We start from the raw sequence: 21,812 nt of genomic DNA on the forward strand, positions 1-21,812 counted from the left end.
GGAGGCGGGGTGCCCGGAGGCGGACGGCGAGTTGCCGGTCACCGCTTGGCGGCCGGGAGGAAGCCGATCCGGTCGTACACCGTCTCCAGGGTCTGCGACGCCACCGCGCGGGCCTTCTCGGCACCGACCGCCAGCACCCGGTCCAGCTCGGCCGGGTCGTCCAGGAAGGTGCGGGTGCGCTCCTGGAACGGCGTCACCCACTCGGTGAACAGCTCGGCCAGCTCGGTCTTCAGGGCGCCGTACATCTTGCCCTCGAAGTGGGCGACCAGCTGCTCCACCGACTGACCGCTGAGCGCCGAGTGGATCCGCAGCAGGTTGGAGACGCCCGGCTTCTCCTCCTCGTCGTAGGAGACGACGGTGCCGGTGTCGGTGACGGCGCTCTTGAACTTCTTGGCGCTGACCTTCGGCTCGTCCAGCAGGCTGACCAGGCCCTTGGGCGAGGAGGCCGACTTGCTCATCTTGACGCCCGGGTCCTGGAGGTCCTGGATCTTCGCCGTCTCCTTCAGGATGTACGGCTTCGGCACCGTGAAGGTCGGGCTATAGCGGGTGTTGAAGCGCTCCGCGACGTCGCGGGTGATCTCCACGTGCTGGCGCTGGTCCTCGCCGACCGGGACGGCGTCGGCCTGGTAGAGCAGGATGTCGGCGATCTGGAGGATCGGGTAGGTGAACAGGCCGACCGTGGTGCTGTCCGCACCCTGCTTGGCGGACTTGTCCTTGAACTGGGTCATCCGGGCGGCCTCGCCGAAGCCGGTGAGGCAGTTCATCACCCAGCCGAGCTGCGCGTGCTCGGGGACGTGCGACTGCACGAACAGGGTGCAGTGCTCCGGGTCCAGACCGGCGCCGAGCAGCTGGGCGGCGGAGACCCGGGTGTTCTCGCGCAGCAGCTTCGGGTCCTGCGGCACGGTGATCGCGTGCAGGTCGACCACCATGTAGAAGGCGTCGTTGGCCTCCTGCAGGTCGACCCACTGACGCACCGCGCCCAGGTAGTTGCCCAGGTGGAACGAGCCGGAGGTGGGCTGGATCCCGGAGAGCACCCGGGGACGGTCCTTGACCGGACCAGTGACCGCTGCGTTGACCATGGGGGCCATTGTTCCAGTTCCACCGACCGCTCAGGAAACGTCCGCCCCCGGAGGTTCCGACAGTGTGACCGCACTCACCCTCACCCGGGCGATCCGCCGACCCTCCAGCTTCGCCACCGTCAGCCGGACCTCCTCCTCGCCGATCGGGATCCGGACCTGGTCGCCGTCGACGGGCAGCCGGCCCAGCGCGGCCACCAGGCAGCCCGCCACCGTCTCGTACGGGCCCTCCGGAAGGGTCACGCCGGTCTCCTCGGTGAAGTCGCCGAGGTTCAGCAGGCCGTCCAGCTCCATGCCGCCGCCGGCCAGCCGGCGGGTGGTGGTCGGCTCCTGCGAGTCGTACTCGTCCCGGATCTCGCCGATCACCTCCTCCACCAGGTCCTCCAGGGTGACGATGCCGGCGGTGCCGCCGTACTCGTCGACCACGATCGCCAGGTGGTGGCCCTCGCGGCGCATCTCGCCCATCGCCTCCAGCACCCGCTTGGTGCCGGGCAGCAGCTTGACCGGGCGGGCCAGGTCACGGACCCTCACCGCCTGCTCGCCGCGGGCGCCGTAGAGGTCGCGGACGTGCACGAAGCCGGTGACCGCGTCGTAGCTGCCCTCGACCACCGGGTAGCGCGAGTGCGGGGCGGAGCCGGCCTGCTCGCGGACCTCGGCGAGCGGCTGCTCGGCGTCCAGGAAGGTCACCTCGGTCCGCGGCACCATCACCTCGCGCAGCTGGCGCTCTCCGGCCGAGAACACGTCTGCGATCAGGGCCCGCTGGTCGCTGCCGAGTTCGGTGTTGGCGGCGACGAGGCCGCGCAGCTCCTCGGAGCTCATCGAGCCGCGACCGGCGGCGGGATCCCCGCCGAGCAGGCGGACCATCAGATTGGTGGAGTGGCCGAGCAACCAGATGGCCGGGCGCAGCACCACCGACATCACGTCCACCACCGGGGCGGACAGCACCGCGATGGAGTCGGCGCGCTGGAGGCCGATCCGCTTCGGGGTGAGCTCGCCGAGCACCAGCGAGACGTAGCTGATGACCAGGGTCAGCCCGACCAGGGCGACCGCGTCGGCGAGGCCCTCGCTGAGCCCGGCCTCGACGAACAGCGGGGCGACCTTGCCGGCCAGGGTGTCCGCACCGAAGGCGGCGGAGAGGAAGCCCATGCAGGTCACGCCGACCTGAACGGCGGCCAGGAAGCGGTTGGGGTCGGCGGCCAGGTGCGCGGCGCGGGCCGCCCGGCGGGTTCCGCGCGCCTCCAGCGACCGGATCTGGCCCTCCCGCAGGGAGATCAGCGAGATCTCCGCGACGTTGAACAGGCCGCCCAGCATGATGAAGACGAGGACGAGCGCCGCGTCTTCGATGGTTTCGCTCACGGGGGGCAGTGTAGGGGCACCCCAGAGCGACGGCCCGCCGCCTCGTGGGGAGGCGGCGGGCCGGGTCGCTCAGCGGGGCTGCGCTCAGATCAGGCCGAGGGCCTGGACCGCGTCGCGCTCCTCGACCAGCTCGTTGACCGAGGCGTCGATGCGGCCGCGGGAGAACTCGGAGATCTCCAGGCCCTGGACGATCTCGAACTTGCCGTCCTTGGCGGTGACCGGGAAGGAGGAGATCAGGCCCTCCGGCACGCCGTAGGAGCCGTCGGAGACGACACCCGCGGAGGTCCAGTCACCCTCGGGGGTGCCGTTCACCCAGGTGAAGACGTGGTCGATGGCGGCGTTGGCGGCCGAGGCGGCCGAGGAGGCGCCGCGGGCGTCGATGATGGCCGCGCCGCGCTTGGCGACGGTCGGGATGAAGTCGCCCTCCAGCCAGGCCTGGTCGGCACCGACGGCCTCGAAGGCCGGCTTGCCGGCGATCTCGGCCTGGAAGATGTCCGGGTACTGGGTGGCGGAGTGGTTGCCCCAGATGGTGACGCGCTTGATGTCGGCGACGGTGGTGCCGGTCTTCAGGGCCAGCTGGCCGAGCGCACGGTTGTGGTCCAGGCGGGTCATCGCGGTGAAGCGCTCGGCCGGGACGTCCGGGGCGTTGCGCTGGGCGATCAGGGCGTTGGTGTTGGCCGGGTTGCCGACCACCAGGACCTTGATGTCGTCCGCGGCGTGGTCGTTGATGGCCTTGCCCTGCGGGCCGAAGATGCCGCCGTTGGCCTGCAGCAGGTCGCCGCGCTCCATGCCGGCGGTGCGCGGGCGGGCGCCGACCAGCAGCGCGACGTTGGCGCCGTCGAAGGCCTCGTTGGCGTTGTCGGTGATCTTGATGTCGCGCAGCAGCGGGAAGGCGCAGTCCACGAGCTCCATGGCGGTGCCCTCGGCGGCCTTGAGGCCCTGCGGGATCTCCAGGAGGCGCAGGTTCACCGGCACGTCGGCGCCGAGCAGGTGGCCCGAGGCGATGCGGAAGAGCAGCGCGTAGCCGATCTGGCCGGCCGCTCCGGTGATGGTGACGTTGACGGGGGTGCGGGTCATTTCTACCTTCTCCAGCAAATCGCCAGGTGCCCCAGGCACACCGGCGCACTGGAGCCGAGGACGGTCTCTCGACGTCGAGAGACCCGCGTCAGGTTATCGCAAAGGGAAGCCTACGCCGCGTGTGCGGGCGTGGCTGATACGTCACAGAAGCGGCGGCCCCCGCCCGGGATTCCGGGCGGGGGCCGCTGTCGGTGACTGCGCCGGGGCCGGCCCGTCAGCGCCGCGGTCGGCCGATCAGCTGACCGATGTTGTCGAGCAGCGAGATCTCCAGCCACGGGTTGGGCTGGGCCACCAGCGTCAGCAGCACGATCGAGACGCCCATGACGCTCAGCACGATCACGTCGGTGAACCGGCTGCGCACCGCGAGCATGCCGACCTCGGGCAGGACCAACCGCAGCACCGCACCGAGCAGCACGCCCCCGCCGAGGATCAGCAGGCCGTACTTGAAGCCCTCCTGGAAGTCGGCGAACCAGGTGACGGCGAGCCCGGCACCGACCACCAGCAGGACCAGCGTTATCGGCCACTGCCGCACCGGGAGCGAGTGCTCGCGCCCCAGCGCCGCGGCCGAGCCCTCGGGGGGCAGCGTGCCGGTGGTCTTGACCGGCCTGCGCCGCGACCGTGCCTCACTCATGGCTGGACGTCCCAATCCCTCTGGTGTCAGACGCCGGCGCGGCGCTCGGCCGCCTCGACGATGTTGTTGAGCAGCATCGCGCGGGTCATCGGGCCCACGCCGCCGGGGTTGGGGGAGATCCAGCCGGCCACCTCGGCCACGCCCGGGTGGACGTCGCCGACGATCTTGCCCTCGCTGCGGCTGACGCCGACGTCCAGCACGGCCGCGCCCGGCTTGACGTCCTCCGGCTTGACCAGGTGCGGCACGCCCGCGGCGGCCACGACGATGTCGGCCTTGCGCAGGTGGTAGCCGAGGTCCCGGGTGCCGGTGTGGCAGAGGGTGACGGTGGCGTTCTCGCTGCGGCGGGTGAGCAGCAGGCCGATCGAACGGCCGACGGTGACGCCGCGGCCGATCACGACCACCTCGGCGCCGTTGATCTCGACGTCGTGGCGGCGCAGCAGCTCGACGATGCCCAGCGGGGTGCAGGGCAGCGGGCCCTCGATGCCGAGCGCGAGGCGGCCGAGCGAGGTCGGGTGCAGGCCGTCGGCGTCCTTGTCCGGGTCCATCAGCTCCAGGACCGGGTTCTGGTCGAGGCCCTTGGGCAGCGGGAGCTGGACGATGTAGCCGGTGCAGGCCGGGTCGGCGTTCAGCTCGCGGACGACGTTCTCGACGTCCTCCTGGGTGGCGGTGGCGGGCAGTTCGCGCTGGATCGAGGCGATGCCGACCTCCGCGCAGTCCCGGTGCTTGCCGTTGACGTACCAGCGGCTGCCCGGGTCGTCGCCGACCAGGACGGTGCCGAGGCCGGGCGTGACACCCTTCGCCTTGAGGGCCGCCACGCGGGCGGCGAGTTCGGACTTGATCGCGGCCGCGGTGGCCTTGCCATCGAGAATCTGGGCAGTCATGACCCCATTCTCCCGGATCGCCGCAAGCTTCCGCGCCAGCCCCGGTGCCACCCCCGCGGAGGTCCGGTTCGCGGCCGCCCGCCGGGCCGGGAAGCGGCCGCGAAGGGTCCCGGAGCGTCCGGCCCACGTTGCGGTTGCGCCACAGTCCGGTCCGGTGCGCGAACGCGGCTGGACAGGGCCGGGTTGTCGGGTTGACGATAAGCGGGCATTCCCTGCCGCATCCGGCCCGGTGACGGGCCGACGGACACACCGGCGGGGCGTACCCGGGGGAAGAACAGAGTGAGCCGACCACACCAGACCGTGCCGCCCGACCGCCACGGCGGGGTGCCGCCGTGCCCGCAGCCCTGGTTGCCGCCGTCCGCACCGAGGCCCTCGTTCCCTCGCTTCCCACGGCTCTGAGCCGGCCGGCGGGCGCCGCTTCCTGCGCGCCCTCTTCGTCACCGCGCTCCGCCACCCTCCCGAGCGACCGCAGGCTCGACCGGCGGTCCGTTCCGGGTCCCGTGCCGTCCCGCCACCAGTCCCCACATCCTGCCCGGAGGCATCGATGAGTTACCCGCCCGACCCGAACAACCCGTACGGCCAGCAGCCGCCGCCGCAGGGCTACGGCTACCCGCAGCAGGCCCCGCCGGCGGCCGGCTACGGCTACCCGCAGCAGCCGCCGCAGGCTCCGGCCTACGGCGTCCCGCAGCAGCAGGCGTACGGGTACACGCCGATGCCGGGCACCCTCCAGGCGAACAACGGCTACATCAACCTTCACCACCTCGGCGCGGTGAAGCTCGCCACCATGGGCCAGCGGTTCCTGGCCCGCCTGATCGACGGTCTCGCGATCGGCGCGATCGTCGCACTGGTGATGGCGCTCGGCCTGGCCAGCGCTCTGGGCATCGCCAAGGACCAGAAGGACTGCAGCAGCCTGTACTCGTACGGCGGCTCCAACTCCGCGTACTACGACTGCCTGAACAGCAACAACGAGGCCGCCGCCGGCTTCTTCGTCACCATGATGATCATGGTCGGCGTGCTCTCGCTGTTCAACCTGCTCTACGAGTGGCTGATGGTCTCGTTCGCGGGCGCCACTCTCGGCAAGATGGCCATGGGCCTGCGCGTGGTCAAGGAGAGCACCGGCCAGGTCCCCGGCCTCGGCGGCGGCTTCATCCGCTTCATCATCCCGATCGTCGGCGCCTTCCTCTGCTACATCGGTGCCGCGCTGGTCTACCTGTCGCCGTTCTTCGACAACTCCGGCAAGCTGCAGGGCTGGCACGACCGTGCCGCCGGCACGCTGGTGATCAAGAAGTAGCGGTTCCCGCGCGCACGACGGAGCGGCCCGGCCCCCGCGGAGGGGGCCGGGCCGCTCCGTCGTCGCGTCAGTGGAAGAAGTGGCGGGTGCCGGTGAAGTACATCGTCACGCCGGCCGCGGCGGCGGCCGCGACGACCTCCTCGTCACGGATCGAACCGCCGGGCTGGACCACGGCCTTGACGCCGCCGTCGATCAGGATCTGCAGGCCGTCGGCGAACGGGAAGAACGCGTCGGAGGCCGCGTACGAGCCCTTGGCCCGCTCGCCGGCCCGCTCGACCGCGAGCTTCGCCGAGTCGACCCGGTTGACCTGGCCCATGCCGACGCCCACCGAGGCACCGCCCTTGGCCAGCAGGATCGCGTTGGACTTGACGGCCCGGCAGGCCCGCCAGGCGAACGCCAGCTCGGCCAGCTCGGCCTCGGACAGCGCCTCACCGGTGGCCAGCGTCCAGGTCGCCGGGTCGTCGCCCTCGGCGTGCACCCGGTCGGTCTCCTGCAGCAGCACGCCGCCGGAGATGGGGCGCAGTTCCCGGCGGTTGGCCGGCGCCTCGGGGGCGAGCAGCACCCGCAGGTTCTTCTTCCGGGCCAGCACCTCGACGGCGCCGTCCTCGTAGCCCGGGGCCACGACGACCTCGGTGAAGATCGGGGCGATCTGCTCGGCCAGCTCGACGGTGACCGGGCGGTTGACCGCGATCACGCCGCCGTACGCGGAGACCGGGTCGCACTCGTGCGCCTTGCGGTGCGCCTCGGCGACGTCGGCGCCGGTCGCGATGCCGCACGGGTTGGCGTGCTTGATGATCGCGACGGCCGGCTCGGCGTGGTCGTACGCGGCGCGGCGGGCGGCGTCGGTGTCGACGTAGTTGTTGTACGACATCTCCTTGCCGTGCAGCTGCTCCGCACCCGCCAGGCCGCCGGTGCCGTCGACGTACAGCGCGGCGCCCTGGTGCGGGTTCTCGCCGTAGCGCAGGACGTTCTGGCGCTCGTAGGTGCCGCCCAGGAACTCCGGGAACCGCTCGTCGCTCGGCGCGTAGCCGGCCTCGAACCAGGAGGCGACCGCGACGTCGTACGCGGCGGTGTGGGCGAACGCGGCACCGGCCAGGCGCTTGCGGGTGGCGAGGTCGAAGCCGCCCTCCTGGACGGCCTTCAGCACGTCGCCGTAGCGGGCCGGGTCGACCACGACGGCCACCGACGGGTGGTTCTTGGCGGCGGCGCGGACCATGCTCGGGCCGCCGATGTCGATCTGCTCGACGCACTCGTCCGGGGTGGCGCCGGAGGCGACGGTGGCCTTGAACGGGTAGAGGTTCACGACGACCAGGTCGAAGGGCTCGACGCCCAGCTCGGCCAGCTGCGCGCGGTGCGACTCCAGGCGCAGGTCGGCGAGCACGCCGGCGTGCACGCGGGGGTGCAGCGTCTTCACGCGCCCGTCCAGGCACTCCGGGAAGCCGGTCAGCTCGGAGACCTCGGTCACCGGCACGCCGGCGGCGGCGATCCGGCCGGCGGTGGAGCCGGTGGAGACGATCGCGACCCCGGCGGCGTGCAGGCCCTGGGCCAGCTCCTCCAGACCGGTCTTGTCGTACACGCTGATCAGCGCGCGACGGATCGGACGGATGTTCTCGGAGACAGGGGGGGTGGTGGAGCTGGCACTCATGCCGGGATCCATACCTTTCGGTCCTCGATGCGGTGACCCTCGCGGGCCAGCCGGCCCACGACGTCGACGAGCAGCTTGCGCTCGACAGTCTTGATGCGCTCGTGCAGCGCGTCGCCGCCATCGGCGTGGTCGGCGTCGACGACCTCGACGACGCCCTGCGCGATGATCGGCCCGGTGTCCACGCCGGAGTCGACCAGGTGGACGGTGCAGCCGGTGACCTTCACCCCGTAGGCGAGCGCGTCGGTGACGCCGTGGGCACCGGGGAAGGAGGGCAGCAGTGCGGGGTGGGTGTTGACGATCCGTCCGGCGAACGCGGCGACGAACGCGGGGCCGAGGATCTTCATGAAGCCGGCGGTGACCACCAGGTCCGGCTCGTACGCGGCGACGGAGGCGGTCAGGGCGCGGTCCCAGTCGGCACGGTCGGCGTGGTCCTTCACCCGGTGCACGAAGACCGGGAGGCCGGCGCGCTCGGCGCGCTCCAGGCCGGCGATGCCGTCGCGGTCCGCTCCGACGGCGAGGATCCGTGCACCGAAGGCCGGGTCGGCGGCGGCGTCGATCAGCGCCTGCAGATTGGTGCCGGAGCCGGAGACCAGCACCACCAGGCGGGCCGGTCCGGGCGTGCGGGGCGGGAAGAGCTGAGCGGGGGCGGCGGCCACTGCGCGATTCTCCGTAGGTCGGGCGCCGCCCGCTGGTACGTCCACCGGCGGTGGGGCCACTACGAACGGCAGGTCGAGCGAGGGGGAACACCAGGAGAACCCGCCACGACGCGGGCCCCGGGGAACCTCTGTGAGCTGCTGACCGTCACCACGATAACGGCTGGTCGGACGGCCTCTGAAACGGCCTGCGGGCGCTACGCGCGTAGTTGAGACGGGGATCTCCTCCCGCCCGCCGGGCCCGTCGGCGCCGGGCGCCCGAGCGGGTGTCCCGGCCCGGTGACAGGCCGCAGGGCTGCCCCGGCACGGCTGCGGGATCATAGGGTGGCGCGGGCGTCCGCCCCACCGACCGAGTAAGGAATGGCTGAAACCATGAGCAGCGGTGACGACACCGGCGAGCGCAACCCCTTCGCGCCGCCGCCGGCGGATGCCCCGGACCAGCCGTGGCGGCCGCGCAACCCCCGGCCCACCGGCGGATCGGAGCCGTCCGACGGCGAGGGCGGTCCCGAGGAGCGCCCGCAGGTCCCGCCGCCGCACCCGTGGAGCCCGGGTTACCAGGGCGGCGGCTGGCACCCGCGGCCCCCGGCCCCGCAGCCGCCCCGCCTCGACCCGAACGACCCGGCGCAGCGCAAGGCCCGGAACGCCGCGCTGGCCGGCATCGCCTCGCTGATCTGCGCGCTGGCCGCGCTGCACTACGTGGCCCTGTTCGTCGGCGCGCTCGCCGTCGCCTGGGGCATCGGCGCGATGCGCGCCCCGAAGCCGGCCGCGAGTGCCACCGGGGGCGCACCCACCGCGGCGGTCGAGCCCGGCGCGCCGAACCCCCTCACCCCGGCGGCGCTCGCCGGGGTGCTGACCGGTGCGATGACCGTGGTCTTCGTGACCTCGGCGATCGGGCTCAGCCTCTACTACAACGACTACGTCACCTGCGTCCGGGACTCGCTCACCACGACCGGTGCGGACAACTGCGAGCGGCTCGCGCCCAAGTGGTACGTGGACGTGACCCGGCAGAGCGAGTAGTCCCGCCCGGTCCGCCGCCGGTCGGTGTCGGGCCCGGCCGGCGTCGGACCTCAGTCGGTGCCCGGCCGGCGTCGGACCTCAGTCGGTGCCCGGCCGCTCGCGGGCGGGGGCGGCGGGGGCCGTCGACCGGGCGGGCGGCCCGGACGGTCCGTCCGGGCCGTCGACGGCGTCCGGAGCCGTCGGCGCGCCGCTCAGCCACAGGACGAGCACGTAGGCGCGGGACCGCAACCAGAGCCCGCTCCGGCGGGCCCGGCCGGTGAGGGTGACGACGAACCGGCCGACGGTGCCGACCGGCCGGGGCGCCGCCCCGGTCCCCTCCCCGGTCGCCCCGGTCGCCTTCCCCGCCGCCTCCCCGGCCAGCGCGCGGGACCGGGCGAGCAGGGCTCCCGGCACCGCCACCGCGGCCACCCAGCCGGCCGCCGCCAGACCCGTCCGCCACGGCACCGGACCGAGCTCGGCCATCCGGCCGCCGGCCAGCGCCCCGCCGGCGAGCCAGCCGAGCCCCATGGCGGCCGCACCGGTCAGCAGCGCCGCCACCAGGACTGCGACGGCGGTCGCCACCGGGTGCCACGGCCCGGTGGCGGCGGCCGACGGCTCGGCCGGGTCCGGCTCGTCCAGGCCGTAGTCCTCGAAGCTCCCGCCCTCCGGGCGGAGCCCGTCCCCGCCGCGCACCTCCGGCTCCCCGGCGTACGGCCACCGCGGGCCGGCCGCCGCCCGGCCCAGCACCAGGGCCGGAACCACCCCGGCCAGCGCCGGCAGCGTGCAGGCCGCGAGCCGCCAGCCGCCGGCTCCCGGCTCCGCCACCAGCGCGAACAGCGGGAAGTCCGGCACCGGCCCGAGCACCGCCCCGGCCGGTGCCACGAGCGTCCCCTCGCCCACCGCGAACCCAGGGCCGAGCGCGTACGCCGCGCCCCAGACCACCGCGTTCGGCAGCACCGCCAGGCTGAGCAGCAGCAGCCCGGCCACCGCGGCCGGACCGCGGGCCAGCACGGCCGCCGCCGGCCCGGCGCCGTCCACCGCCGCCAGCACCGCCGCCACCGCGACCACCAGCGCGCCCGCCGCCGTCAGCCCCGCTCCGGCCGCCAGCGCGGCCGCCCGGACCGCCGGCGCTCCCCCGTCGGGCCGCGCCCACCCCGGCACCCGGTCCAGCCACCGCCGCCAGTGCCCCGGCCACCCCGGGCCGGCCGACCCGCCACCGGGCCCGGGCCGGCGGACGGCCCGCGCACCCGAGCGCGTCGCCACGGCGGCCAGCGCCGCCACCACCAGGACGTCCGGCAGCACCCGGGCCCGGAACGGTCCGGGGCCCGCGCACTGGGCCACCACCGCGCCCGCCACCGCGCAGTAGCCGCACCACACCGCCCACGGCCCGCCCCAGCGCGGCCGCGGCCCGCTCCGGGCCGCCACCCGGGCGCCGGCCCGGCGGAGCTGGACCACCGCGAGCAGGCCGAGCAGCAGCGGGGTGACGGTCAGCGGGGCCTGCGCGGCACCGCGCAGGACCGGGGCACCGTGTCCGAGCAGCCAGAGCGCACCGGCGAGGCGGAGCGCTCCGGCCGCACCGTCGTCCGCGTACGGGGTCACCACCCAGAGCGCGAGCACCGGAACGGCGACCGCCGCCAGCCCGAGCAGCGCCGCCCGCGCCCCGGTGAGCAGGTCGGCCAGGACGGGCCTGGCCCCCAGTTCACCCGGTACTTCCACGATCGGACGGCCCATCAGCTGCGTCATGCGCCTCATGGTGCCAAGGCGACTCGCCATGCTTCGTGAAGAGGCAAACCGCCGTCGTGTCCCAGATTATTGGCTTATGCGCATTTTCGGACCCGGCCCGCTCGCTGCGGCCCCCACCCCGGCCCGGAGTGTCTGATGAGCACACCACCGACCGCCGAGCGCCCCACCGGCGCCCCGACCGACCACCAGCCGGCACCGCAGGGGCGCCCCGGGAAGGGGCGGCCCGGACGCGGCCGCGCCGCCGCGAAGCCCGCGCAGGGCACGCCCCTTGCGCCGCAGGCGCAGGCCGCCCCCGGCGGGCAGACCGCCGGGGGCGCGCGTGGCAGGGCGGCCGGCGGGACCTCCCCCGACCCCGCGGAGGCGTCCCGGTTGCTGCGGCAACTGACTCCGCGTGAAGCGCAGGCCCTGGCCCACCTGGCGGCCGGTCGACCGCTCGCCGAGTCGGCGGCCGCCCTGGGCGTCACCCCGGCCACCGCGCGGACCTACCAGCACCGGGCGATGCGCAAGCTCGGCACCCGCACCCGCGCGGAGATCGGCGCCTTCGCCGCGCTGCTGAGCCCGGCTCAGGCCTCGCCCGCGGCCGGGGAGACGGCGGGTGCCGCGGGCCGTCCCGAACCGGCCCCGCCCGAACGCGGCACGGCGGCGGAGCCCTCGGCCTCCTCGGCCGGGCCGGACCGGGGCCGGCCGGGCGGGAGCGGGGCCGACAGGGAGAAGGCGGGCACGGTGAAGGCCGGCGGGGAGAAGGCCGGCGGGGAGAAGGCCGGCGGGGAGAAGGCCGGCGGGGTGAAGGCCGGCGGCGCCCGTGTCGGCGCGCCGGAGGGCGGTGCGTCCCCGGACCGTCCTGCACCTGGCGGCCCGGCGGCCCCCGCCGCGCCCGGGGGGCGGCACCGCCGCAAGGGCCCGAGCGACGGCGCCCGTCCCGGACCGCCGGACGGTACGGCACCGGAGACCGCTGGGCCCGGCGGCGGGCGGCACCGCCGCGGAGGCCCGGCCGGCCGGCCGCGTCCGGCGGACCGGGCGGCCGACCGAGCGGCCGAACGGCCGGGCAACCCCGCCCCCGCCGGCCCCGGCGCCCCCGTGGCGGCGGCCGACCGCGACGGGGGCCGCGAGCGGCCCGCCGCTCCCGCGCAGGCCGCCGCGGCCCCCCGGTCGGAGCCGCCGGGCACCGCCACCGACCCCACTCCGGAGGCCGGAAGGGCGCAGGCCGGAAGGGCGCAGGCCGGAAGGGCGCAGGCCGGAAGCGCGCAGGCCGGAAGGGCCGAGGCCGGAGCGGGCGAGCCGAAGGACTCCCGGCGGCGGCAGCGCCCCGGCCGGCCGGACTCCCCCGACCACTCCGTCGCTGCCTCACCCCGGGCCACCGCCCGCACCGGCCCGCGCAGCGAGCCGAAGGACTCCCGGCGGCAACGGCCCCGCCGGGACCGGCCGCACACCCCGGCCCCCGCCCCCGCCTTCGAGGAGCTGTACGGGACCGCCCATGCCCGCCTGGTGCAGCAGACGTTCCTGCTCACCGCCTGCAAGCACCGGGCCCTGCACTGCGTCGGCCGGGCCTTCGCCGAGGCGCAGCGCCACTGGGTCGAGGTGTCGGGCGAGCCCGACCCGGAGGGATGGCTGCGGACCCGGGCCTTCGAGGCGGCGCTCTCGCCGTGGCACCGCGGCGGCCCGCGCCGGGCGCACGTCTGGCGGCTGCCGCACCGCCGGATCAAGGTCCGCCCGGCCGACGAGACGCAGGCGGTGCTGCCGGACCACGACCGGCTCACCGACCACGACCGCGCCCTGCTCAAGGCGCTCAGGCGGCTCTCCCGCCCGCAGCGCCGGGCGCTGGTCCTGCACGACGGCCTCGGCCTGCCCGCCGACGCCGTGGCCGTCGAGGTGGAGTCCACGGTGGCGGCAGCCGAGGGCCGGGTCTGGGCGGCCCGGGCGGCGCTGGCGCTCTGGGTACCGGAGCTGGTCGGCCCGGACCCGGCGGCGGACGGCTTCGCCGACCGGCTCAGCGGCCTGCTGCACCGCGCGGCCGTCCGCGGCTGCCCCGAGCCTCACCGGCCGCCGGTGCCACTGCTGCGCGCCCGGCACGGGCTGGCCGACGCCGGCCGGACCGGCGCCGCCGCCCTGCTCACCGCCGCCGTGGGTGCGGCCGTGGTGGCGACGCTGAGCGGCGGCGGGCCGGGGCAGCTGTTCCGGCCCGGCGAGCCGCCCGCCCCGACGCTCTGCGCCACGGCCGGGACCGTCGCCGCCGTCCCGGCCCCGCCGGACGCCCCGCCGACCGGCGTGCACAGCCTCTGGTGCAGCCCCACCCCGGGGGTCGAGGCGGTCGTGGTGGATCCGCCGCCGCCCCGCCGGCTCTGGGAGCTGCCGTCCGCAGGGCGCACCGCCGAGGCGCTGCCGCCGCCCGGCACGGTCACGGCGGGACCGCCGGCCTGCACGGTCTGGACGCTGCGCCCCTGCCCGACCGACGACGTCGGGCACCCCGCCCCGGCGCCCGCGGAGCCGAGGTGACGGGAGGGGGCGCTCCCCGGAAACGGCGAGCGCCCCCGCCCGGGATCCGGACGCTGTTGGTTAATTGCTCCGCCCCGCTGGTCATCCAGCGGGGCGGAGTGCTGCGAACGACGTGATGCGGGTGGGGGCCAGGGGCTGGCCAGTGAGCCAGGCGTCGATGCGGATGAGGTTGATCGCCGCCCCGGTGAACAGGTTCTGCAGGTGGGTCTTGGCGAGTCCGCGATAGCGGGATCGGCGCATGTCGAGGGCGTTGACGGCCTGGGCGATGGTGCCCTCGACGCCGGCGCGAACGTTGTAGCGCTTACGCCACTGCGGGGTGTCCTGCTGCGGCCTCAGCCGCTGGAGGATCTCGTGCTCCGCGCGTGGCCGCAGGGTGATGTAGCGGCCGTTGGGTGAGCTGGTGCAGTCCTGACGGGCCGGGCAGGCGGTGCAGTCGCGGGCCGCGAACTTCGCCCGGACCACGGGCGTGCCCCGGTGGCTGGTGGTCTCCCGCCAGGTCGTGCTGGTCCGGCCGTTCGGGCAGGCGACGTGCCTGTTGTCCCAGTCAACGGTGAAGCGGCTGTTGTCGAAGCCCGCCGACTGCGTCGTCTGCCGGTTGGTGTCCCGGGCGAGCGGGCCCACGAGCTCGACGCGGTGGTCGCGCCAGGCCAGGTGGACCTGTTCGGCATCGACGTAGCCGGCGTCCGCCAGGTGCACATCCGGCAGCAGGCCGCGGTCGGCCAGCAAGGTGTGGATTCGCTCGGTGACCGAGAGATCGGGCACCGGCGCTGGCGTCGTGACGACGTTGGTGACCAGGTGCGGCGTGCCGGGCTCGCAGGTCTCGGTCAGGTGGGCCTTGTAGCCGCTCCAGGCGGTGTCGTTCTTGGCCCCGGTGCGGGCATCCGTCTCGTGCGGGGTCCGCAGCCGGAGCAGACCCGGCGGGACGTTCTTCATCTCCCGCCACCGCACCTGCCCGTCCACGACCTGGAACTGCTGGACCCAGACCTGCCGCATGACCTCCAGCGCGGGCAGACCCCGAAGCCCGGGCGGCGCGTGTGGGCCGCTCACCGCCTCCCACAGGGCGAAGCCGTCCTCGCCGACCTGATCCCCGTGAGCGGCGCGGGCCGCCCACCGGCTGGGGAAGCGGGTCTCCTCCGGCCGGGCCGAGTAGCGGTCGAACCACTCAGGCCGGGCAACCTCCGCCAGCCACTGCCCGCAGGTGTCCGCGACGGCGTTCAACGCCGTCCGCAGCGTCTCGACCACGAACTCCAGCCGGCTCAGGTCCCGGGTGACCGCGAGGACATGCGTGGAGTCGGTGCGCTGACGCCCTCCGCTCTTGAGCAGCCCAGCCCGCTGGGCCGCGTCCAGCAGCGCGTCGAACACCCGCTGACCCGTGTCCGACGCGGCCAGCCGGGCACGGAACTCGCTCAGGACCGAGAAGTCGAACCCGGTGTCCGCCAGTTCCAGCCCCAGCGCGTACTTCCAGTCCAGGCGCGAGCGCACCGCATGGGCGGCCTGCCGGTCCGTCAGCCCCTCGGTGAACTGCAACACGGACACCACCGCCAGCCGGGCCGGCGATACCGCAGGGCGGCCCCGGACCGCGTACAGCCCCGCGAAGTCCGCGTCCGCGATCACCACCTGGAGGTCGTCCCGCAGCCGCATCGCCAGGCACCCCTTCGGGAACACCGCCCGCGCCAGCCGAGCGGTCTCCTCCGGCACCTCGCCCAGCCCCACCCCTCGCAGCGACACCCCAGTCCCTCCCAAAACGCAACGTCGGCCTGCCCAACCCCAACGGGGTCGGACAGGCCGACGTCACGCAGCCCCCGGATTAACCAACAGCGTCCGGGATCCGGACGGGGGCGCTCGAGGAGCGGGTGGCGTCAGCCGATCAGCTCGCGCGCCAGGCGGGCGGTCTCGGACGGCGTCTTGCCGACCTTGACACCGGCGGCCTCGAGGGCCTCCTTCTTCGCCTGCGCGGTGCCCGAGGAGCCGGAGACGATGGCGCCGGCGTGGCCCATGGTCTTGCCCTCGGGGGCGGTGAAGCCCGCGACGTAGCCGACGACCGGCTTGGTGACGTGCTCGGCGATGTAGGCCGCGGCACGCTCCTCGGCGTCGCCGCCGATCTCGCCGATCATGACGATCAGCTCGGTCTCCGGGTCCTCCTGGAACGCCTTGAGGGCGTCGATGTGGGTGGTGCCGATGACCGGGTCACCGCCGATGCCCACGGCCGAGGAGAAGCCGATGTCCCGCAGCTCGTACATGAGCTGGTAGGTCAGGGTGCCGGACTTCGAGACCAGACCGATCTTGCCGGAGGAGGTGATGTCGGCCGGGATGATGCCGGCGTTCGACTGTCCGGGGCTGATCAGACCGGGGCAGTTCGGGCCGATGATCCGGGTCTTGTTGCCCTTCGAGCCGGCGTAGGCCCAGAAGGCGGCGGTGTCGTGCACCGGGACGCCCTCGGTGATGACGACGGCCAGGCCGATCTCGGCGTCGATGGCCTCGACGACGGCGTCCTTGGTGAACTTCGGCGGCACGAAGATGACGGTGACGTCGGCACCGGTCTTCTCCATGGCCTCGGCGACGGTGCCGAAGACGGGCACCTCGGTGCCGTCGACGTCGACCGTGGTGCCGGCCTTGCGCGGGTTCACGCCACCGACGATCTGGGTGCCCGAGGCGAGCATGCGGCGGGTGTGCTTCATGCCCTCGGAGCCGGTCATGCCCTGGACGATGACCTTGCTGTCCTTGGTAAGGAAGATAGCCATGGTTGTGTAGTCCCCTTCCTTACTTGTTGGCCAGCTCGGCGGCGCGGTCGGCCGCACCGTCCATGGTGTCCACCTGCTCGACGAGCGGGTGGTTGGCGTCGGTCAGGATCTGACGACCCAGCTCGGCGTTGTTGCCGTCGAGACGGACGACCAGCGGCTTGGTGACGGCCTCGCCCTTGCTCTCCAGGAGCGCGAGGGCCTGCACGATGCCGTTGGCGACCGCGTCGCACGCGGTGATGCCACCGAAGACGTTGACGAAGACCGACTTGACGTCGGTGTCGCCCAGGATGATCTCCAGGCCGTTCGCCATCACCTCGGCGGAGGCGCCGCCGCCGATGTCGAGGAAGTTGGCCGGCTTGACGCCGCCGTGCTTCTCACCCGCGTAGGCGACCACGTCGAGGGTGCTCATGACGAGGCCCGCGCCGTTGCCGATGATGCCGACCTGGCCGTCGAGCTTGACGTAGTTCAGGCCCTTGGCCTTCGCCGCCGCCTCGAGCGGGTTGGCGGCGGCCTTGTCCTCGAGCGCCTCGTGCTCCGGCTGACGGAACTCGGCGTTCTCGTCCAGCGAGACCTTGCCGTCGAGCGCGATGATCTTGCCGTCGCCGGACTTGATCAGCGGGTTGACCTCGACGAGGAGGGCGTCCTCGGCGATGAAGACGGTCCACAGCTTCTGCAGGACCTCGGCGACCTGGTCCGCGACCTCGGCCGGGAACTTCGCCGCGGCGACGATCTCGGCGGCCTTCTCCGGGGTGCAGCCCTCGTTGGCGTCGACCGGGATCTTGGCGAGCGCCTCGGGGTTCTCCTCCGCGACGACCTCGATCTCCACGCCGCCCTCGACGCTGGCCATGGCCAGGAAGGTGCGGTTGGTGCGGTCCAGCAGGAAGGAGACGTAGTACTCCTCCTTGATGTCCGCGGTCTGGGCCAGCATCACCTTGTGGACGGTGTGGCCCTTGATGTCCATGCCGAGGATCGCCTCGGCCTTGGCGACGGCGTCCGCCGGGTCGGAGGCGAGCTTCACGCCACCGGCCTTGCCTCGGCCACCCACCTTCACCTGAGCCTTGACGACGGCGCGGCCGCCGAAGCGCTCCGCGATGGCGGCAGCGTCTGCGGCGGTCTCGATGACATCACCGTCAAGCACGGGCACGCCGTGCTTGGCGAAGAGGTCCCTCGCCTGGTACTCGAACAGGTCCACGTGTTTGTCCTTGTTCGTGGTCGCGGATTGTGTCTCTACGAGCGTGCCACGGCAGGATCTTCGCTGCGGGTCGTCGGGGCGGTGCGGGTACGCAGAGGTACGGCCTTGCGGCCCACACAGCCACGGGCGCACACGTCAATCAACACGCGCGTCACGTCCGTCTGGCAGGTTATCCCCGTCCGACGGGACTCTTTCGCCCGGGGCATGCCCGTATTGGGTGAGAACCGTCACAGCCAGCCTACGGCCGGGTGACGTGCACCGGGTGCGATCAGGCGCCGGTTTGGGCGCCCGGGCCGGCACGGGTTCGCCCGTCCGGGTGAACCCGTGCGCCGGTCGGCTACGCACTCCGGTCGGGCACCGGAATCGGGCGCTTCTCGATCGCCGCGGCCATGACGTCCGGGAAGGCGTCGGGGGTGCACGCGAACGCCGGCGCCCCCAGCGCCGCCAGGGCCGCGGCGTGCGCATGGTCGTACGCGGGCGCACCTTCGTCCGAGAGCGCGAGCAGCGCGACGAACTGCACGCCGGACGCCTTCATCGCCGCCACCCGCTTGAGCATCTCGTCCCGGATGCCGCCCTCGTAGAGGTCGCTGATCAGCACCACGACGGTCTCCGACGGGCGGGTGATCTTCGACTGGCAGTAGGCGAGCGCCCGGTTGATGTCGGTTCCGCCGCCGAGCTGGGTGGCGAACAGGACGTCCACCGGATCGGTGAGCTGCTCGGTCAGGTCGACCACCGAGGTGTCGAACACGACCAGCCGGGTGTCCAGGGACTTCATCGAGGCCAGCACCGCTCCGAAGACCGCCGAGTGCACCACCGAGGGGGCCATCGAGCCGGACTGGTCGATGCAGAGGATGACGTCCTTCTTCACCGCGCGCTGCGCCCGGGCGTAGCCGACCAGCCGCTCGGGCACGACGGTGCCGTGCTCGGGCAGGTAGTTCTTCAGGTTGGCCCGGATCGTGCGGTCCCAGTCGATGTCGCGGTGGCGCGGGCGGTTCACCCTGGCGCTGCGGTCGAGCGCGCCGCCCAGAGTGGCCCTGGTCCGGTCGGCGAGCCGGCGCTCCAGCTCGGCGACCACCTTGCCGACCACCGCACGGGCGGTCTCCCGGGTGGTCTCGGGCAGCGCGTGCTTGAGCGAGAGCAGCGTGCCGACCAGGTGGACGTCGGGCTCGACGGCCTCCAGCATCTCCGGCTCCAGCAGCAGGTGGTCCAGCCCGAGCCGGGTGATGGCGTCCTGCTGCATCAGCTGGACGACGGTGGTCGGGAAGTACTCGCGGATGTCCCCCAGCCAGCGCGCCACCTGCGGCGCCGATCCACCCAGCCCGGCGCTGCGCCTGCCGGACCGTCCGGCCCGGCCCTCCTCCGGTGCGCCCCGGTACAGGGCGGCGAGCGCGCCGTCCATCGCGGCGTCCCGGCCGCGCAGCGTGCAGCCGGTGCCGTCCGCCTCGCCGCCGAGCACCAGCCGCCAGCGGCGCAGCCGCTCCTCGGCGGCGAGGGGGGTGGTCACTGCCATCGGATGCTCCTTCGGGTCTTCGGTCGTCGGCACTTCGGGTCGTCGGGTCGGGCGGGTTTCGACTCTTCGACTCTTCGGGTCTTCGGGTCTTCGGATCGCCCGGTCTCCCTGGACCCGCGGGTACGGCGTCAGGTGTCGCGGCCGGTGGCCTGCCGCGGGATCCGGACCGGACCGCCGGGGCGGGGCGGGGCGGCGGGCAGGCCGAGCAGCAGCGCGACCACGGCCACGGCCGCGTCGGCGCGGGTCCGGTCGAGTGCCGGGCCGGGCTCGACGGCCCCGGCCGGCTCGCCGCCGAGCGGGCCGGCGGCGACCCGGCTTCCGACGGTGTTCCGCACGCCCGCCTCCAGCCCGGCGAAGGTGCGGCGCAGCAGTGGCAGCACGTCGGTGAAGACCTCCGCCGGGACGGCCGTCAGCCAGGCGTCCAGCAGGCCCAGCAGCCGGGGGTCGTGCAGCAGCAGCGCGCCGCCGCCGGTGAGGAAGCCCTCCACCCAGCCGGCCGCGTCCGCCGGGGCGCTGGCGGCCGAGAGCACCAGGCCCATCCGGCGGCCGGCCTCGGCGGAGTCCAGCCGGCCGTCGTCCAGCAGCAGCCGGACGGCGCGGCCGCGCAGCAGGCCGGGGACGCCGTCGGCCGGGCCGCCGGTCGGCTCCCGCCGGGCGAGCGAGCCCAGCGCGCCGGCCCAGCGGTCGGCCAGGCCGTTCGCGCCGTCCGCGTCCAGCAGGCCGATCGCGCCGTGCACCTCGTCGAGGTGGCCGCGCATCGCCGCCGCGCCGTCGGCGTCCAGGCCGGTGCAGGCCGGCGGCAGGCCGACGCAGATCCGGTCGGCGAGGCCGGCCGCGACCTCGCCGAGCGCGCCCTCGTCGGTACCGCGGACGTCTCCGTAGCGCAGGGCGCGGACCAGCGCGGGCAGCGCGCCCGCGAGGCGGGCGACGTCGGTGTCCAGTGCGGCGCAGTCGGCCAGCACCCGCATCACCGCGGGCAGCGCGCCGGACAGGCCGGCCAGCAGGCAGGTCTCCACCAGCGCGGTCAGCTCGGCCAGCTCCACCGCGGCCCGCGCAGTACCGACGGCCTTGCCGGCGGCGGCGTCCTCGACCGTGGTGCCCCACTGCGCGGCCTCGGCGATCCGGACCGCGAACTCGGGCTGCCAGCAGAGCCGCCAGCTCTCCCGGAAGGTGCCGGTGGAGTTCACCGCGGACCGCGCCGGCACGCCCCAGTCGACGCCGAGCAGCCGCAGCCGGTGCAACAGCCGGGAGCGCGCCGCGTCGTTCTCCTTGCGCAGGTCCAGGTCGAGCTCGCGCGGTTCGGCCTCCGGCTTCAGCCGCAGCGAGCGCTGCAGCCGGGCGAGGTCCCGCTGGAGCGGCACCGCGGGTGCGCCGTCCGGGACCTCCCCGAGCGCGTCGCCGATCACCAGGCGGTCGCGGACCAGCTCCAGCGCGACGTCGGAGCCGTCGCACATCACCGACCGGACGGCGTCCAGCGTCTCGGTCAGACCGGCCAGCGGGCGGCCACGCATCACCGCCAGCGTCCGGGCCAGCCGGACCGCCTCGATGACGTGCGCGGAGGAGACCGGGTGGTCCTCGGCGCGGAGCAGCTCGGCGGCCCTGGTCAGCCACTTCGGCAGCGGGTCCCCCGGCTCGGCGAACAGGTGGTGGTACCAGCCCGGTGAGACGATCCCCGCGCCGTAGCCGCTGAGCTGGGAGAGCCGGCGGTGCGTCCAGGGCACCCAGGTGATGTCGGTCCGCACCTTCTTCGGCAGGCCGGCCAGCAGCGCCCGGTCGTGGGCGACGGTCGGCAGTACGGCCAGCGCGGGCACGTGGAACGCACCGCAGACCACCGCGATCCGCCGGTGCCCGGCCCGCTTGGCGGCGCGGATCTGCTGCCGCATGTACGCCTCCCGCAGGTCGTCCCGGCGGGCCGCGCTGCCGGCCACCCCCGCCTCGCGCAGCGCCGTCATCGCCTCGGCCACGGCGGCGAACGGGGCGAGCGGATCGGCGCCGGGGGCGCGGTGCTCGATCACGTCCTCCCACCAGCGCTCCGGGTCGTCGTGGCCGGCCGCCTCGGCGAGCAGGGCGATCGGGTCCCCCGGCCGGTCCTCGACGGCGCCGTCCCCGGCCGCGCCGTCCACCGCGCCGCCCTCCGCGCCGGCGTCCCCCGCCGGGTCCGGGGCGAGGCCGTACGCCGCCGGCAGGTCGATGAACCGCACCGGGACCTCGGCATCCAGGCCGTACCGGATCGCCACCCACTCCGGGGAGAACTCGGCGTACGGCCAGAACGCGGCCCGGGCCGGGTCGTCCACGGCGTGGGCGAGCAGCGCCACCGGCGGCACCATGTCCTTCCCGGCCGCCAGTCCGACGATCGGATCGGCCTCCGGCGGGCCCTCGATCAGCACCGCGTCCGGCTTCAGCGCCTCCAGTGCGGCGGCCACCGCGCGGGCCGAACCGGGACCGTGGTGCCGTACGCCCAACAGCGTCACCTCAGCGCTCACGCGCCCTCCTCCCTCCACGAACTCGAACCTCGGACCGTCACCAC

16 protein-coding genes are annotated in these 21,812 nt (G+C 74.4%); 3 read left to right on the top strand and 13 right to left on the bottom strand.

Annotated features, from left to right (window positions below):
• Positions 1 to 38: 38 nt before the first annotated feature.
• The 5 genes from trpS to MCM47_RS19610 form a co-directional block, all read right to left on the bottom strand.
• The gene (trpS, locus tag MCM47_RS19590) at positions 39 to 1,034 is read right to left on the bottom strand and encodes a tryptophan--tRNA ligase (protein ID WP_238863045.1); all 996 of its coding nucleotides are present in this window, start codon (positions 1,032 to 1,034) and stop codon (positions 39 to 41) included.
• Positions 1,035 to 1,109: 75 nt separating this feature from the next.
• Positions 1,110 to 2,432 (bottom strand): hemolysin family protein, encoded by a 1,323-nt coding sequence (locus MCM47_RS19595; RefSeq protein ID WP_238862927.1) that lies wholly within the window; start codon positions 2,430 to 2,432, stop codon positions 1,110 to 1,112.
• Between the two features lie 84 nt (positions 2,433 to 2,516).
• On the bottom strand, positions 2,517 to 3,509 hold the full coding sequence (locus tag MCM47_RS19600; protein WP_238862928.1) for a malate dehydrogenase: 993 nt from the start codon (positions 3,507 to 3,509) through the stop codon (positions 2,517 to 2,519).
• Between the two features lie 214 nt (positions 3,510 to 3,723).
• Positions 3,724 to 4,140: a DUF3017 domain-containing protein gene (locus MCM47_RS19605; RefSeq protein WP_238862929.1), complete on the bottom strand. Its 417-nt coding sequence runs from the start codon at positions 4,138 to 4,140 to the stop codon at positions 3,724 to 3,726.
• Between the two features lie 26 nt (positions 4,141 to 4,166).
• Positions 4,167 to 5,021 carry a bifunctional methylenetetrahydrofolate dehydrogenase/methenyltetrahydrofolate cyclohydrolase gene (locus MCM47_RS19610; protein ID WP_238862930.1) on the bottom strand — a complete coding sequence of 285 codons (855 nt, stop codon included), beginning with the start codon at positions 5,019 to 5,021 and terminating at the stop codon, positions 4,167 to 4,169.
• Between the two features lie 544 nt (positions 5,022 to 5,565).
• Here MCM47_RS19610 and MCM47_RS19615 point away from each other — a divergent pair.
• Positions 5,566 to 6,312, top strand: a complete 747-nt coding sequence (locus tag MCM47_RS19615; RefSeq protein WP_238862931.1) for an RDD family protein — start codon at positions 5,566 to 5,568, stop codon at positions 6,310 to 6,312.
• A 67-nt stretch (positions 6,313 to 6,379) separates the two neighbouring features.
• Here MCM47_RS19615 and purH read toward each other — a convergent pair whose 3' ends face one another.
• Both purH and purN read right to left on the bottom strand, forming a co-directional pair.
• On the bottom strand, positions 6,380 to 7,957 hold the full coding sequence (gene purH, locus MCM47_RS19620; RefSeq protein WP_238862932.1) for a bifunctional phosphoribosylaminoimidazolecarboxamide formyltransferase/IMP cyclohydrolase: 1,578 nt from the start codon (positions 7,955 to 7,957) through the stop codon (positions 6,380 to 6,382).
• Positions 7,954 to 8,613 carry a phosphoribosylglycinamide formyltransferase gene (purN, locus tag MCM47_RS19625; protein WP_238862933.1) on the bottom strand — a complete coding sequence of 220 codons (660 nt, stop codon included), beginning with the start codon at positions 8,611 to 8,613 and terminating at the stop codon, positions 7,954 to 7,956. Before purN ends, purH begins: the two co-directional genes overlap by 4 nt.
• Positions 8,614 to 8,982: 369 nt before the next feature.
• On the opposite strand from purN, the gene MCM47_RS19630 reads away from it, so the two are divergent.
• Positions 8,983 to 9,627, top strand: coding sequence for a hypothetical protein (locus tag MCM47_RS19630; protein WP_238862934.1), 645 nt, complete (start codon positions 8,983 to 8,985; stop codon positions 9,625 to 9,627).
• A 78-nt stretch (positions 9,628 to 9,705) separates the two neighbouring features.
• Here the strand turns inward: MCM47_RS19630 and MCM47_RS19635 are convergent, their stop codons facing one another.
• Positions 9,706 to 11,349 carry a DUF6350 family protein gene (locus tag MCM47_RS19635; RefSeq protein WP_238862935.1) on the bottom strand — a complete coding sequence of 548 codons (1,644 nt, stop codon included), beginning with the start codon at positions 11,347 to 11,349 and terminating at the stop codon, positions 9,706 to 9,708.
• Between the two features lie 135 nt (positions 11,350 to 11,484).
• Between MCM47_RS19635 and MCM47_RS19640 the strand changes: the two genes are divergently transcribed.
• Complete coding sequence (locus tag MCM47_RS19640; RefSeq protein ID WP_238862936.1) at positions 11,485 to 13,842, top strand: LuxR C-terminal-related transcriptional regulator; 2,358 nt, start codon at positions 11,485 to 11,487, stop codon at positions 13,840 to 13,842.
• Positions 13,843 to 13,923: 81 nt separating this feature from the next.
• On the opposite strand, the gene MCM47_RS19645 is transcribed toward MCM47_RS19640, so the two are convergent.
• The 5 genes from MCM47_RS19645 to MCM47_RS19665 form a co-directional block, all read right to left on the bottom strand.
• Entirely contained in the window at positions 13,924 to 15,570 is a 1,647-nt protein-coding gene (locus MCM47_RS19645) for an IS1182 family transposase (RefSeq protein ID WP_238862937.1), read from the bottom strand.
• Positions 15,571 to 15,701: 131 nt separating this feature from the next.
• On the bottom strand, positions 15,702 to 16,583 hold the full coding sequence (gene sucD / locus MCM47_RS19650; RefSeq protein WP_238862938.1) for a succinate--CoA ligase subunit alpha: 882 nt from the start codon (positions 16,581 to 16,583) through the stop codon (positions 15,702 to 15,704).
• A gap of 19 nt (positions 16,584 to 16,602) precedes the next feature.
• Positions 16,603 to 17,775, bottom strand: a complete 1,173-nt coding sequence (gene sucC / locus MCM47_RS19655; RefSeq protein ID WP_238862939.1) for an ADP-forming succinate--CoA ligase subunit beta — start codon at positions 17,773 to 17,775, stop codon at positions 16,603 to 16,605.
• 337 nt (positions 17,776 to 18,112) lie between these two features.
• Positions 18,113 to 19,285: a VWA domain-containing protein gene (locus MCM47_RS19660; RefSeq protein WP_238862940.1), complete on the bottom strand. Its 1,173-nt coding sequence runs from the start codon at positions 19,283 to 19,285 to the stop codon at positions 18,113 to 18,115.
• Positions 19,286 to 19,413: 128 nt separating this feature from the next.
• Complete coding sequence (locus MCM47_RS19665; protein ID WP_238862941.1) at positions 19,414 to 21,768, bottom strand: DUF5682 family protein; 2,355 nt, start codon at positions 21,766 to 21,768, stop codon at positions 19,414 to 19,416.
• Positions 21,769 to 21,812 lie beyond the last annotated feature (44 nt).

Origin of the sequence: Kitasatospora sp. A2-31 (assembly GCF_022288725.1) — a bacterium.
GTDB lineage: Bacteria > Actinomycetota > Actinomycetes > Streptomycetales > Streptomycetaceae > Kitasatospora.

Excerpts from the sequence above, each read along its gene's own strand:
- MCM47_RS19630 (WP_238862934.1), top strand. The coding sequence starts at position 8,983 with ATGAGCAGCGGTGACGACACCGGCGAGCGCAACCCCTTCGCGCCGCCG.
- MCM47_RS19610 (WP_238862930.1), bottom strand. The coding sequence starts at position 5,021 with ATGACTGCCCAGATTCTCGATGGCAAGGCCACCGCGGCCGCGATCAAG.
- sucD (WP_238862938.1), bottom strand. The coding sequence starts at position 16,583 with ATGGCTATCTTCCTTACCAAGGACAGCAAGGTCATCGTCCAGGGCATG.
- MCM47_RS19600 (WP_238862928.1), bottom strand. The coding sequence starts at position 3,509 with ATGACCCGCACCCCCGTCAACGTCACCATCACCGGAGCGGCCGGCCAG.
- MCM47_RS19605 (WP_238862929.1), bottom strand. The coding sequence starts at position 4,140 with ATGAGTGAGGCACGGTCGCGGCGCAGGCCGGTCAAGACCACCGGCACG.
- MCM47_RS19660 (WP_238862940.1), bottom strand. The coding sequence starts at position 19,285 with ATGGCAGTGACCACCCCCCTCGCCGCCGAGGAGCGGCTGCGCCGCTGG.
- MCM47_RS19615 (WP_238862931.1), top strand. The coding sequence starts at position 5,566 with ATGAGTTACCCGCCCGACCCGAACAACCCGTACGGCCAGCAGCCGCCG.
- MCM47_RS19640 (WP_238862936.1), top strand. The coding sequence starts at position 11,485 with ATGAGCACACCACCGACCGCCGAGCGCCCCACCGGCGCCCCGACCGAC.
- purH (WP_238862932.1), bottom strand. The coding sequence starts at position 7,957 with ATGAGTGCCAGCTCCACCACCCCCCCTGTCTCCGAGAACATCCGTCCG.
- MCM47_RS19635 (WP_238862935.1), bottom strand. The coding sequence starts at position 11,349 with ATGACGCAGCTGATGGGCCGTCCGATCGTGGAAGTACCGGGTGAACTG.